The following is a 13,963-nucleotide window of genomic DNA, read 5'->3' as shown; positions in this document are numbered from 1 at the left end:
TGCCCTTAGGACGGACGATCCCGACTGTAAACGTCGGGATTAACCCTGACAAAAATTGGCTTCAAAGCAATTTTTCGTCTCTGCTTCGCAGAAATTTTGCCACGGCAAAATTGGGGTTAATGTTTTCCACAACCACATCCCTGCTGTTCCGTTTGATCGTGCCAGGGAAAACTATCCGCATTTTTGCTTAACTCCCAATAGAACTTCGATCTTGGCCTGTTGTAGTTACCAGTTTCATTGAGCGTTTCTGCATCAAAAAGTCTTCCGTTGACCATCGTATAGCGAATACTTTCGGTATTACGGATGTCGGCCAATGGATCCTTATCCAGTACCAGGAGGTCAGCTAATTTCCCGGGTTCTAGTGAGCCGATCCATTTATCAAAACCTAAACTGATGGCTGGATTTATCGTTGCAGTTTGTAATGCCTGGTGATTACTCATGCCGCCCTGCTGCATCATCCATATTTCCCAATGCACACCGATACCCTGTATTTGTCCGTGGGCTCCCATATTTACTTTCACTCCTTCATCTATTAGTTTTTTTACACTTTTTGAAACCAGGATATGGCCGTTATCATATTCCTCTTCAGGCAGCATGGTCCGATGACGGCTTCTTGTATCAATCACTGATCTTGGCGTAAAATGTAATAGTCTTTCTTTTTCCCAAACATTACTGTGCTGGTACCAGTAGTATTCACCACTGACAGCCGCATAACTTACGATCAAAGTCGGCGTGTAAGCTGTTTTCGAATTTTTCCAAAGCTCCACAACATCTTTAAATAACGGAGCCACCGGTATATTATGTTCAATAGTGGTATGTCCGTCGAGGATCATGGCCATATTGTGATAAAAAAATGAACCGCCTTCCGGCACTACTTCCATATTCAGTTCCCGGGCGGCCTGCAGTATCATTTGATTTTGCTCACGCCTTGGCTGGTTGTAGCTTTTTACAGAAAATGCACCAAACGCTTTGGTTCTTCGCAAAGCGCTCCTGGCATCGTCGATGGAATTAATCACTGCTTTAAAATTTCCATCGGCGCCGTATAAGATTGTTCCGGTTGAAAATACTCTTGGCCCGGTCTGCAATCCGGCTTTTATCAATTCACTTTGCGCAAATACCATTTCACTGTTTGCGGAAGGATCATGCATAGTAGTAACCCCATAAGCAAGATTGGCATAGTAAGCCCAATGTTTTTGGGGCGTTATGCCCGAACGAAAGTGGCCACCATGTGCATGTGCATCGATAAAGCCAGGTATGATTGTTTTACCATTGCAGTCAATTTGGTTGACATTGGCAGGCACCTGCACCTCGCTGCTTTTACCAATTGTCTTAATTGTATTGCCTTCTACCAACACAGTTCCATTTTCAATTACTTCGGAACCTTTCATCGTAATGATCTTTGCATTGGTAAAAGCAAGCATCCCTTTCGGTTTATCTGCTTCTACTTCCAAACCAATTTCAAGGCCCTGTTCCGGCGCCTTGAATAATGAGTCAGGCTTGTTGGCAATAAATTCAAAACGTTCATCCAAATTGATAGAATAGTACTGGCTGCCGAGTGTATAGTGCAGCTTCTTATTATCAGCGGACCAATGCAGATTGATACCTGCATCCTTTGAAACAATTTTCACAGGAAAGTCCTTGGTGCCACTGCCAAGATCAAGTGTTTTACCTGTTTTAGGAAAGGCAGCTATATATACTTCCCACAGATCGATAAAGGCGATCCATTTTTCGTCCGGCGAAAGGGTAAACTGGCTGCCGTAAGTACTTTTTACATGAATGCGTTCATCCTCTCCATCCAGTTTACAACTGTTCATGCCGCTACCTGCGAGATAGTAGATCCGGTCACCCGTTTTATTAAAATGTGGATCTGTCCCTTTCTCTGTTACCAACTTTTCGTCACTACCATCGGCATTCGTTATATAAATACCGGGCTGAGCGGTATAGGCCGGACCCAATACATCGCTTCCGCCTTCTTTGCGAAAGACAATCCATTTACTATCGGGTGAAAAAGCGGGTGTACGATAAATGGCTTTTGTTTTACTGATCTTGACAGGCTTTGCAGATCCTTGCATATTCACTTTGTAAATGGCGCCACCGGCCGAGTCATTCCAGGTTGTATACAAAATTGTTTTGCCGTCAGCAGAAAAGCCGGGCTCAAATTCAAAATCTACACCAGTGGTTATTCGTTGAGGCTTTCCGGAAGGCAATTGTTTTTTCCATAAATAACCCACGGCATTAAACACCAACCATTTTCCATCAGGTGATGTAACTGCCTGCCGGATAACACGGGCAGTAAATGTAAAAGGGTTGATATTTTGCTGATAACGAACCGCATCATAAATGCGCTGTTTTACCTGGCAGGTAAATGGAATTTCAGTTGCCTTGTTGACCGCATTGACATCCACTTTCCAAATCTTGCCATTGCTCCAGACCACTATCTGTTTATCATCGGGTGTCCATGCATAGCCCGTATATAGTCCGAATATGGACCAGGCCTCCTGTTGATCCTTGGTGAGTTGATCATAGATGGGCCATTCTTCTGCTGTTTCAAGATTACGCAGGTATAAAACGGTTTTTGTTCTTACCCTTTTTATAAATGACAAGAATTTTCCATCATGCGATAGTTGAGGCCGCATAGCACCACCCGGTCCACCGGTTACTGTTTCAATAGTTCCTTTATCCCTGTCAAATCTTCTGATCACAAAAATTTGATTGTTGGGATCTTTATTATACTGAAAAAAACCGCCCGGGTACATGTCTTCACTATAGTACACATAACGACCATCAGGAGAAAATACTGGCTCATTCACATCCTGCTGATCATTCTTCCTCGCTGTCAGTTGCAAACCTGAACCACCACTGGTATGATACAACCACATTTCACCGGCACCCAGCGAACGGCCAGACGTAAAGTGCTTACGGGCCACGATATATTCGCCATCCGGCGCCCAGCACGCATTGTTGAGCAGGCGAAAGTCCTCTTTCGTGATTTGTGTTGCATTACTGCCATCCCGGTTCATGATCCAGATATTATCACCACCACCAGCATCTGATGTAAATAATATTTTTTTACCGTCCGGGCTAAAGCGTGGCTGCACTTCAAATGCATGACCGGCTCTTAATACTTTGGCTTCACCGCCTGCTGCCGGCATGCTATAAATATCGCCGAGCAGGTCAAAAACAATTTCCTTTCCGTCAGGTGATAAATCTAAATTCATCCAGGTTCCTTCATTAACGGAAAATGAAACTTCTTTATAAGTTCCTTGCGGGTTAGATACATCCCATTTTTTTTCCTTTTCCTTTTTGTCTTGCCCAATAACAGTTATCACCGAAAAAAACAGGATGGCTGCGAACGTAGCCCTTTTCAGATACATGTAAACTATTTTAGTGCGGAAGATAAATAAAAGTCATGAACACGATTATCGGAGAAAGCTATCTGCCAGGAAGAAGGATTGCGAAGTTTAACCAAAGAAATTACATGCAGTATTTATACCAGAATAAACTATCATGTCGCAGTGCATAAATAATATAACTCATTTAATTGGATTCATGCATTATTTTTTTTGTTACCCCGTCTTCCTGCCAGTTGCTTAATTCTCCGTAAATTAGAATACCAAAAAACAACCGCATGAAAAAGTTCTTTCAAATCTCAACCAGGATTTTGTTCCTGGGACTAACCGTATTTTGTTGCAATTATCTTTCAGCACAAGTAACCACCGCCACGCTAAGTGGATTGGTGCAAGATTCAAAGGGTACTGGCTTGCCCTCAGCAACTGTCACTGTAGAATACCCCGACGCTGGTATTAAACATGTATTAATCACCCGGTCCGATGGTCGTTTTACCGTTCCCAATCTTAGAGTGGGTGGTCCTTATAAAGTGACCGTCGATCATGTCAGTCATAATTCAATCGTGACAGAAAATATTTTTTTGGAACTCGGTCTCAACAATACTGTTGAAGTCACCTTACAGGATAAAACTACTGAGTTGAGTGGTGTAACTGTTACAGCTACCGGCGCCAAAATATTTGACAACAAAAGAACCGGCGCCTCTACTAATATCAGCAGCCGGCTATTAAAAGAATTACCCACCATCAGCCGGTCTGCCGATGACTATCTGCGTTTGGCTCCATCTGCTTCGCCTACTTATAATGGTATGTCTTTTGGCGGCCGTAACGGGCAATACAATAATTTTTCATTAGACGGCGCCGTATTCAACAATCCCTTTGGTTTGGATGCACCTACCCCTGGCGGGCAAACTAATGCACAACCCATTTCACTTGACGCTATTGAACAGATACAGGTAAACCTTGCTCCATATGATGTAACACAAGCTGGCTTTACCGGTGCAGGTGTAAATACCGTTACTAAATCGGGTAGTAATAAATTTTCGGGAACAGCTTATGTTTTTTATCGCAACCAGGACCTGACCGGTAAAAAAGTAAATAAGACAAAGTTTGTAGTACCTGATTTGAGTCAACTACAAGCAGGCTTTGCTTTAGGTGGTGCAATTAAAAAAAATAAACTGTTTTATTTTTTAAGTTTTGAAACCGAACAGCGGGAAGATGAAGCCTCAAGCTACGTGGCGCAGAATAGTGGCAATGCAGGAAAGACCAATACATCCCGGGTGTTGGAATCCGATCTGCAGGCTGTTAGCAGTATTTTAAAATCCAAATTTGATTATGATACTGGCCCCTACCAGGGTTACACCCATGATCAAACCAACTATAAATGGCTGGCTAAGCTGGATTGGAATATCAGTTCGGTTCATAAATTATCATTTACCTATAATGGCCTGGATGCAAAAAAAGATAAACCAGCTCACCCAAGTGCCATTCGTCGCCGTGGTCCTGATTTTATCACGCAACAGTTTCGCAATTCCGGTTATGAAATTGTAAATAAGCTGCATTCATTTGGTACGGAGTTGAAATCAAACTTTGGAAGCAACGCAGCTAACAAATTAAGAGTTGTGTACACAACTTTTCGTGACAAAAGAAATCCTTTTTCCGCACCATTCCCGGTCCTCAATATTACCAAGAATGGAACGATGTATATTGTCGCAGGCCATGAACCATTTTCTATACATAATCGGTTAAATCAGGATGCATTCCAGGTAACCAATGATTTTAATCTCTACAGGAATAAACATAGTTTCACCTTCGGCGCTTCATTTGAATCATTCAAATTTGGCAACTCATTTAACCTGACTGGTTATGCTGCTACACTGTTTTCTGATGCAGATATTCAAGTTTTTAAGGATAGCGTTCCTGTTAGTGGCAAATATGTATTTGGAGCTTACCCCCTGGATGTAGACGTGGCCACAGCTAAAGCCGCAGCCGCAGCTAATCAATGGACCTGGTATTATTTAACGGTTGGACAGTTTTCTGCCTATGCCCAGGATGAGTTCCAGGCATCTGATAATTTCAGGCTTACTTATGGTGTGCGGATGGATATGCCTGTTTATTTTAAGGATAAATTCAAATTCGTGCCAGCTGGCGGAACAGCCAGTTCTCCTACTTTGCCGAACAATGAGCCATTGGTTTTATATGACAAAGACGGTCGACGCATTACTAACGGCGTGGGCAAAGATTTGGACAACACGAAACTTCCAACCAAAACTCCGTTGATCTCACCCAGAATTGGTTTCAATTGGGATGTAAAAGGAGATAGAACAGTACAGGTTCGTGGCGGATCAGGTCTTTTTACCGGTCGTTTCCCATTTGTATGGCTTGGGAACCACATTGGCAATCCATTCAGCTTTTTTTATAACGTAACTGACAAGGACTTTAAATGGCCGCAAGTATGGCGTTCCAATGTAGGTACTGATTTCAGAATACCTTCCGGAACAATTTTTACGGTTGATGTGGCATATACAAAAGATGTAAATGCGATGATGGTTCGCAATTATAAATTGGGAACGCCAACAGGAACACTGAATTCAGGAACGGGGGATAAAAGAAAAATTTATTTGCCAGCTGACCAGGGAGCTGCAAACACTTATGTTTTCACCAATACTAAGAAAGGCTATCAATTCAATGTATCGCTGCAGGCGCAACAAAATTTTGCAAAAGGACTTTTTGCTATGGCTGCTTATAATTTTGGTATTGCTAAGGATGCCAGTTCCATTTCTGCCGAAATTTCCAGCGATGCCTTTGACAGAAATCCTATTCTAAACAACGCTAATGCAGCTATTGAGTCCAATTCATTATATGGAAACAAACATCGTTTCTTAGTTGCCGCATCTAAAAAATGGCTTTATAGTAATGGCAAACTGGCAACTACTGTTTCCTTGTTCAGCTCGTGGACGTCGGGCAATCGCTTTGCGTATGTCTATGGTGGCGATATTAATAATGATGGTACTGCTTCCAATGATTTACTGTATGTACCCACCGATGCAGAAATTGATGCCATGAGTTTTGATCCTCTGCTCGACGTAAATGGCAATACCCAAACTGCGGCTGCACAACGGGTAGGTTTGAAAAAATTCATTTCACAAGACAAATACTTGCGGGATCTCCGCGGGAAGTATACAGAAAAATATGGCGGTGAAACACCGTGGTATAGCCAATTGGATCTCCGCATACTCCAGGATTTAAATTTCAGTACAACAAGTAAACAAACGCTGCAGCTCAGTCTCGATTTTATCAATTTCGGAAACCTGATCAGCAGCGAGTGGGGTGTAAAGCAATATGCCACTACCTCCGGCTATTATCAGCCGCTGACAGTATCATATAACGGCAATGCTCCCACTTATAAATTTGATCCGTCGCAAACAGAAACCTTTGTAGACAGTCCGGATCTTCAGTCCCGCTGGCAATTACAACTAGGTCTACGGTATATTTTTTAAACCTGCTTGTTGTTCTAATCAGGAAACCCTGCTTCATTGCAGGGTTTCTCATTTCACAGCAAGCCGGTAAAGCGATCAGGTCGCATTTCACCGACCCTACCTTCGCATTCACCGACTTCCCACTCCTTGTTGCCCATTGGCTGTTGCCTGTTCGTTTGCCAGCACTTAGTTTTACTTAAAATTTGAACGAACCATGAACGATTTCAGAAATTATAACGAGGAAAGAAGCAACCGTTGGGAAAGCAGGATGGAACGCCATGGCAGCCATGGACATATGTGGACGGGGATTTTTTTATTGGCGATTGGTGGACTTGCCCTGGTCAGAAGCTTTGGCGTACCTGTCCCCGATTGGCTTTTCAGCTGGCAGATGCTGTTGATTGCCATCGGTCTTTTTATAGGATTTCGCAAAGGGTTTCGTGATGGTGGCTGGTTTGTACCTATCATTATCGGTGGCGCCTTTTTAGCCAATGACTATATTTTAAATGGAGATCTGCGCCGTCATATCTGGCCATTGATTTTAATTACGGTGGGCGCCTTTTTCATCTTTCGTCCCCGGCACAAACACGGCGCCTGTTGGAAACAAAAAAAAATTTCAGACATGCAATCACAAGCCAACGCCTCAGTAGCAGGCGATGAGGAATATTCCCAGGATGATTTCATCGACAGTACCAGCATTTTTAGCGGTACAAAAAAAGTGATCCTGTCCAAGAATTTTAAAGGGGGTGATATTGTCAACATTTTTGGCGGTAGTGAAATTGACCTGACACAGGCGGACATGGCCACACCGGCAGTATTGGAAGTAACAGCCATTTTTGGGGGAGCTACACTCATCGTGCCTTCCAATTGGGCCATTAAGTCTGAAGCAGTCACCATTTTCGGAGGCATTGGTGATAAAAGAAAGATTGCACCCTTAACCGAATCTCCCACGAAGACCCTGGTGCTAAAAGGAACGATGATTTTCGGAGGTATGGAGATCAAGAGTTACTAAAAAGGTTGCCTGTTACCGGTTGCTGGTTACAGGTTGATATCCGAAACTTGAGAACTCTGGCTGAGAACTGGAAACACTTCGACTATCGCTCAGTGGTAACATAAATAAGTAAACTATCAAAACCTACAAACATGAACTGGTATCTCGCAAAAATTGTATTTCGCATTATTTGTGGCGAAGGTGAGCATACGCCACAGTTTGATGAACAACTCAGGCTTGTAGCTGCCAATAACAAAGAGGAAGCTTTTCAAAAGGCACAGGAAATGGGGCAGCAGGAAGAAGATACATTTTATAATCGCAAAGAGCAATTGGTTCAATGGCAGTTTATCAATATCAGTGAACTGTACCGGCTTAGTGAGCTGATCGATGGCGCTGAACTGTACTCCCGTATTGAAGAAAAAGACAATGCAGAAGCATATATCTATACAGTCAATCAAAAGGCAGAGAACATTGTGTGCAATGAAACCACTCATTTGTTACAACTTACCTGATCATTTAATGCCGGCATCCCCATTTTCGATAAGACGTTTTTTGATCACATTCAGTATAGCCTGGTTCGTATTGATGGCGGATCATGCCATGTTGTTGTACAAATTTGAGTTTCCCCTGAGCGCCGCTGTACTTGACAGTGTTATCAGTAATATTCCGTTGTTAGGTGTTTGCCTGTTAGTGATGAATACGATCCGTTATTACTTACCCGGCAGGGACCAATACATGAATATCCTCGTGATGTGTATTGTATTGACTGTGTTATGGCTCTTCTTCATCAAATGGGTATTGGGACTTACACTGGGTGATTTTGCCAACTATGATGCATTTCTGAAACGGTCGATCGTCATTCGGTTTAGCATTGGATTCCTGGTATTGGGAATTGTAACCATGATGGGCATTAACTGGTTTACCTGGCAGGAACAGCAGAGCAATGAAGAACGAAAAAAAGACGCCGAAAAATTGGCTAAGGAAGCTGAACTTTTTAAACTGCGGCAGCAACTGCAACCCCATTTTTTATTCAACAGTTTAAACTCGATCAACGCATTAATTGGGATACGACCCGAAGAAGCGAGAAAGATGGTGCAACAATTATCCGATTTTTTAAGAGGCACTATAAAAAAAGAAGAAACACAATGGGTAAACCTGACGGAGGAACTGCAATACCTTCAACTTTATCTTGACATAGAGAAAGTGAGATTTGGCAACCGGTTGGGCACAATGATTGAAATAGATGAAGCAACACAGAATATGAAATTGCCAGCCTTGCTTTTACAACCTATTGTAGAAAATGCAATAAAGTTTGGCTTGTATGATACAACCGGCGAAACAATTATCCGCCTGCAAACCATCAAACAGGATGATGAGCTGATCATTAAAGTAAGCAATCCTTTTGACCCTGAAACATCTTCGCCCAAACAGGGGACTGGCTTTGGATTAAAATCGGTTCAGCGCAGGCTTTACCTTTTATTTGCCAGGCATGACCTGCTGACAACCGAGGCGAAACAAAATATTTTTACAACTACGGTAAAAATTCCGCAGTTGCAATAATCAACAAGAACACATCCATGAGCAAAGTAATTATCATAGACGACGAAGTACTGGCAAGAAGCATCGTGAAAGAATATTTGCAAAAACATCCTAACCTTGAACTCGTGGCAGAATGCGGTGATGGTTTTGAAGGGGTAAAAGCAATACAACAGCATCAGCCCGATCTCGTATTTTTAGATATCCAGATGCCCAAGATCAATGGCTTCGAAATGCTGGAGCTGATCGAACAGCCACCTTCTGTGATCTTCACTACCGCTTTTGATGAATATGCCATCAAGGCCTTTGAAGCACACGCCATCGACTACCTCCTAAAACCCTTCAACCAGGAACGTTTTGATAAGGCCGTAAAAAAATGGCTGGAAAAAAAGAACAACACCCAGGAATCGGCCACACATGATTTATTAGAAACTGCTTCACATTCCCCTTCGCAAAGCAACCGCATCGTTGTAAAGAATGGCAGCAAGATCAAGATCATTCCTGTGCATGATGTTTTTTATCTTGAAGCTGCTGATGACTATGTAAAAATTCATACACAGGAAGGGTATTTTCTGAAAAATAAAACGATGAATCATTTTGAACAGGTGCTGGATGGTCAGCAGTTTGTCCGATCGCACCGTTCCTATATTGTGAATGTGCAACAGATCACCCGGATAGATCCTTACGAGAAGGACAATCATGTAGCAGTACTCCGGACAGGGGCTAAGGTGCCGGTCAGCCGGGGTGGTTATGGTAAGCTAAAAGCTGTATTAGGTTTATAGAATCCCGGGCTATTTATCCTGAAAAAAAATTGCAAAATCTATTGCTGAGGAGTTTGACTTAAAGCTCCTCTTTTCTTTTTAGGGATTGTATTATATTCATAAAGTGATCGGGTTCCAATCCTACTCCCCTTTTTCTTAGAAAGCAATTCCCTGTCCGATTGCCTGAAATTCCTGTTCGAACATATTGCGGGTGGATCAAACTTTTGAGTTCATGAAAAAATCCCTGTTCTTATGTGTACATATTTTATTCCTGGCAGCCGAGGTATGGTCGCAAAATTACCCGTTGCCTGTTTTTGAAATATCAAATGATACGGCCGATTTTCATGAAATCAACAATCGATTTTGGCAGATACTGGAGGATCCTGGTGGGAAACTCAGCATTGATGAAGTAAGCAATCCTTCTTTCAGCCATAACTTTCACCCTGACTCTTCCTCTTTAAAAGGAGTTGATAACTCTCAACATATTTATTGGTTTCGCATGAGCTTGCGGAATAAAATTTAAGGGTGAACAACATTAAAGTTTATGTCAGGTGAATTTCTTAGCTTTTACATAGAAATAGGATCTGCGCTTTTATAATAAAGACCTGCCCTTTGCGAACTGGTGACGCCTGATTGTTGCTTTGTGTTGTGATTATTTGTATCACCCTGTGAACAAACGCTGGCTTAGCATTATTCCACCCCTGGGTTGTCAATACAATTTTTATTTACAATAAAACCAATGATTATGCGTAAGTCTTATTTATCGTTTATTACGGGCCTTGTATTCACTGCCATCTTTTTTGCCAAATGCGCTGATAACAAACAAGCCGAACCGGCGGTCGAATCAACCGCAGCAGCGGAAAAAACCAATTTTGGAGGTTATGAAACACAGGTAAAATGGGGTGAACACCTCGTCACAATTGGCGGTTGCAATGACTGTCACACCCCCAAGAAAATGACAGCCATGGGACCGGTTGATGACAGCACCTTACTTTTATCCGGACACCCTGAAAAATTGCCGGCACCGGATGTCGATAGGAAACAAATGGAAAGCAAAGGATTGGTAGTCACATCAGATTTTACCGCCTGGATCGGTCCCTGGGGAATTTCCTATTCGGCTAACCTTACACCTGATGAGACGGGAACAGGCAAGTGGACCGAGAATCAGTTTCTTTATGCGGTCAGGAACAGTATCAGCAAAGGACTTCCCGGATCAAGACCGCTGATGCCACCCATGTCTATGATGCCGGTCAAACATATGACGGATGATGAATTGAAGGCCATATTTGCCTACCTGAGGACCGTTAAACCCATTAAGAATAATTCTGTTCAACCCACTCCCCCGGTGTTACCCATGAAATAATAATAAAGGGATTACAATGAATAGATATCAATCCTTGCCGGGGTGTCAATAACAGCAAGGATTGATTATTTATTATTAACAAAGACATAGAAGGACAATGAGATAAGAATAGTGGAAAAGAACAGTAAAAGATATTGCTTTCCTCTCGCCACCAAACCAACCGGACAGGGAACAGGATTGGGTTTATCATTGAGTTATGATATTGTAAAAGCACATGGAGGGGAGTTGAAGGTGGAAACGAAAGAAGGTAAAGGAAGTGAGTTTATTATTCAAATACCAATAATGGATGAATAGCGTACACAAATGCGACCACTCTGCTGCATCATTTTATTTATTTTTTTATCAAACGTAAGAATCCTTTCCCAGGACACGGTTGCAAAAGTGCTTCGTGTAGACAGTCTGCCTGAGGAAGGATTGTTATTGGATAAGGATTGGAAATTTCTTGCCGCTGATAATCCAGCCTATGCAAATTCAGAGTATGATGACGGCGCCTGGGAAACCATCAATCCCGCGTTAGATATTTATGACTTACCACAAATTCCAAAATCAGGAATTGTTTGGTTTCGGTTGCGTCTATTAATAACTCCTTCACTGGACAGACAGTTGGCGTTAATAATTCAGCAATCCGGCGCCTCAGAAATTTATTTGGATGGACAATTGATCCATCGCTTTGGAGTTCTAAGTTCTAATCCGGCAAATGTAAAAGCTTATGATCCATTGTGGAAACCCATATCATTTCCTATAAAGAAAAATACCATGCAGGTTTTAGCAGTTCGATTCGCACTTCAACCACATATCCGGTATACTACTATGTTTGAAACGAATAACCATGCGCTATGGATTCAAATAAAAGACGTGGAATCGGGGGTCAGTTTTTATGAGCAACAAGTTTCACGTTTCAAATTGTTTCATATTTTTATAATTGGCGTTTGTTTTTTGTTTTGCATACTCCACTTTGCCTTTTACCTCTTCTATCCCTCCCAAAAGGCCAACTTTTACTTTGCTATGTTTGCTCTCTTTTTGATTACGGCAATCGTGTTACAACATATATTTTATTTAGAAGCACACGGGATAAAATATAAATTTTTCTTAGGTAATTTTTCATTTGTCTTTTTCTTGGTCGGTAGCCTTTTTTTGCTCACCGCTATTCATTACCTGCTTAAACAAAAAAAAGATATATACTATTGGAGCCTGGTTTTCTACGTAATTATCAGCTTTTTTTTGAACGCGGGGCTCTATCGCTGGGGCTGGCTGGCAGGCGGTATTCTGGCGCAGAACCTGATGAACTTTAATATACTTCGCATCTCTTTTCTGGCTTTGCGAAGAAAAAAAAGAGGGGCTTTGATTATTGTTGCGGGCGCTATACTTTATTCTATAAGCTTTGTGATCTTTTTATCTCAAGGTAAACTTGTTAACGTCGACTTTTTTCTAACTATATCGACTTTACCTATCGTCCTTTTTAATATGACCCAGTTGAGCATTCCAATGGCAGCTTCAATTTATTTGGGTCTTGAATTTGCTTTTGTCAATGATTCCTTACAGCAAAAACTTAAAGAAGTAAATGATCTCTCAGAAAAAAATCTTACCCAGGAAAAAGAAAAGCAGGAAATTTTGACCTCTCAAAACGTGGTATTGGAAAGGCAGGTGAATGAGCGTACTGCCGCATTAAGCCAATCACTCAAAGAACTGAAAGAAACTCAAAACCTAATGATACAACAGGAAAAAATGGCCTCGTTGGGAGAACTCACTGCAGGCATTGCACACGAAATTCAAAACCCGTTGAATTTCGTGAATAATTTTTCTGAGGTGAATAAAGAACCGCTTGTAGAAATGAATGATGAACTGGATAAAGGAAATATCAAAGAAGCAAAATCAATTACAAAAGATGTTATAGACAATGAAGAAAAAATTATTCATCACGGAAAACGGGCTGATACCATTGTAAAAGGAATGTTGCAGCATAGCCGCATCAGCAGAAGGCAAAAAGAATTAACAGATATCAATGCATTGGCAGATGAGTATTTACGGTTGGCGTATCATGGCCTGCGGTCAAAAGACAAATCTTTTAATGCCAGTTTTGAAACCGACTTTGACCCTACTGTTGAAAAAATAAATGTGGTACCGCAGGACATTGGCCGGGTGATACTTAATTTGATCAACAACGCTTTTTATGCGGTGACTGAAAAAAAGAAACAGAATGAAACGGGTTACGAGCCGACAGTTACAGTCAGCACGAAGAAAGTGAATAGAACTATTGAAATAAAAGTAAAGGATAACGGGAATGGCATTCCTCAAAAAGTACTGGATAAAATCTTTCAACCTTTCTTTACTACCAAACCAACCGGGCAGGGAACCGGATTGGGATTATCATTAAGTTATGATATTGTAAAAGCACATGGTGGGGAGTTAAAAGTAGAAACAAAGGAAGGTGAAGGTGCGGAGTTTATCATTCAATTGCCCAATGAATAAAAATTGACTTAATTTAAAATAAC

At 41.7% G+C, this 13,963-nt stretch carries 10 protein-coding genes; 9 read left to right on the top strand and 1 reads right to left on the bottom strand.

All coding sequences use genetic code 11. The features are described from left to right. Positions 1-116: 116 nt before the first annotated feature. A complete protein-coding gene (locus tag P2W73_RS04975; protein ID WP_276500893.1) occupies positions 117-3,374 on the bottom strand; it encodes an amidohydrolase family protein in 3,258 nt (1,085 codons plus the stop codon). A 254-nt stretch (positions 3,375-3,628) separates the two neighbouring features. Here P2W73_RS04975 and P2W73_RS04970 point away from each other — a divergent pair, with 254 nt between their 5' ends. The 9 genes from P2W73_RS04970 to P2W73_RS04930 all read left to right on the top strand — a co-directional run bounded on the left by P2W73_RS04970 (position 3,629) and on the right by P2W73_RS04930 (position 13,940). Further along, positions 3,629-6,844 carry a TonB-dependent receptor gene (locus P2W73_RS04970; protein WP_276500892.1) on the top strand — a complete coding sequence of 1,072 codons (3,216 nt, stop codon included), beginning with the start codon at positions 3,629-3,631 and terminating at the stop codon, positions 6,842-6,844. Positions 6,845-7,037: 193 nt separating this feature from the next. Further along, complete coding sequence (locus P2W73_RS04965) at positions 7,038-7,832, top strand: LiaF transmembrane domain-containing protein (protein ID WP_276500891.1); 795 nt, start codon at positions 7,038-7,040, stop codon at positions 7,830-7,832. Positions 7,833-7,963: 131 nt separating this feature from the next. Continuing rightward, positions 7,964-8,323 (top strand): DUF4288 domain-containing protein, encoded by a 360-nt coding sequence (locus P2W73_RS04960; RefSeq protein WP_276500890.1) that lies wholly within the window; start codon positions 7,964-7,966, stop codon positions 8,321-8,323. Beyond that, positions 8,292-9,371 carry a sensor histidine kinase gene (locus P2W73_RS04955; RefSeq protein ID WP_276500889.1) on the top strand — a complete coding sequence of 360 codons (1,080 nt, stop codon included), beginning with the start codon at positions 8,292-8,294 and terminating at the stop codon, positions 9,369-9,371. Before P2W73_RS04960 ends, P2W73_RS04955 begins: the two co-directional genes overlap by 32 nt. A 17-nt stretch (positions 9,372-9,388) precedes the next feature. Continuing rightward, entirely contained in the window at positions 9,389-10,129 is a 741-nt protein-coding gene (locus P2W73_RS04950; RefSeq protein WP_276500888.1) for a LytR/AlgR family response regulator transcription factor, read from the top strand. 211 nt (positions 10,130-10,340) lie between these two features. Then, positions 10,341-10,631 (top strand): 7TM-DISM domain-containing protein, encoded by a 291-nt coding sequence (locus tag P2W73_RS04945; protein ID WP_276500887.1) that lies wholly within the window; start codon positions 10,341-10,343, stop codon positions 10,629-10,631. Positions 10,632-10,853: 222 nt separating this feature from the next. Next, positions 10,854-11,471, top strand: a complete 618-nt coding sequence (locus tag P2W73_RS04940; protein WP_276500886.1) for a c-type cytochrome — start codon at positions 10,854-10,856, stop codon at positions 11,469-11,471. Between the two features lie 111 nt (positions 11,472-11,582). After that, positions 11,583-11,765 (top strand): ATP-binding protein, encoded by a 183-nt coding sequence (locus P2W73_RS04935; RefSeq protein ID WP_276500885.1) that lies wholly within the window; start codon positions 11,583-11,585, stop codon positions 11,763-11,765. 9 nt (positions 11,766-11,774) lie between these two features. Continuing rightward, positions 11,775-13,940 carry a sensor histidine kinase gene (locus P2W73_RS04930; RefSeq protein ID WP_276500884.1) on the top strand — a complete coding sequence of 722 codons (2,166 nt, stop codon included), beginning with the start codon at positions 11,775-11,777 and terminating at the stop codon, positions 13,938-13,940. Positions 13,941-13,963: the final 23 nt, after the last annotated feature.

This window comes from Terrimonas pollutisoli, assembly GCF_029360765.1.
GTDB lineage: Bacteria > Bacteroidota > Bacteroidia > Chitinophagales > Chitinophagaceae > Terrimonas_B > Terrimonas_B pollutisoli.
Note: the sequence above shows the minus strand (reverse complement) of the source record. Positions and strands in the feature narration are given on the sequence as shown.

Bases quoted from the DNA above. Each gene is read 5' to 3' on its own strand.
- P2W73_RS04975 (WP_276500893.1), bottom strand. From the start codon at position 3,374: ATGTATCTGAAAAGGGCTACGTTCGCAGCCATCCTGTTTTTTTCGGTG.
- P2W73_RS04970 (WP_276500892.1), top strand. From the start codon at position 3,629: ATGAAAAAGTTCTTTCAAATCTCAACCAGGATTTTGTTCCTGGGACTA.
- P2W73_RS04965 (WP_276500891.1), top strand. From the start codon at position 7,038: ATGAACGATTTCAGAAATTATAACGAGGAAAGAAGCAACCGTTGGGAA.
- P2W73_RS04960 (WP_276500890.1), top strand. From the start codon at position 7,964: ATGAACTGGTATCTCGCAAAAATTGTATTTCGCATTATTTGTGGCGAA.
- P2W73_RS04955 (WP_276500889.1), top strand. From the start codon at position 8,292: ATGAAACCACTCATTTGTTACAACTTACCTGATCATTTAATGCCGGCA.
- P2W73_RS04950 (WP_276500888.1), top strand. From the start codon at position 9,389: ATGAGCAAAGTAATTATCATAGACGACGAAGTACTGGCAAGAAGCATC.
- P2W73_RS04945 (WP_276500887.1), top strand. From the start codon at position 10,341: ATGAAAAAATCCCTGTTCTTATGTGTACATATTTTATTCCTGGCAGCC.
- P2W73_RS04940 (WP_276500886.1), top strand. From the start codon at position 10,854: ATGCGTAAGTCTTATTTATCGTTTATTACGGGCCTTGTATTCACTGCC.
- P2W73_RS04930 (WP_276500884.1), top strand. From the start codon at position 11,775: ATGCGACCACTCTGCTGCATCATTTTATTTATTTTTTTATCAAACGTA.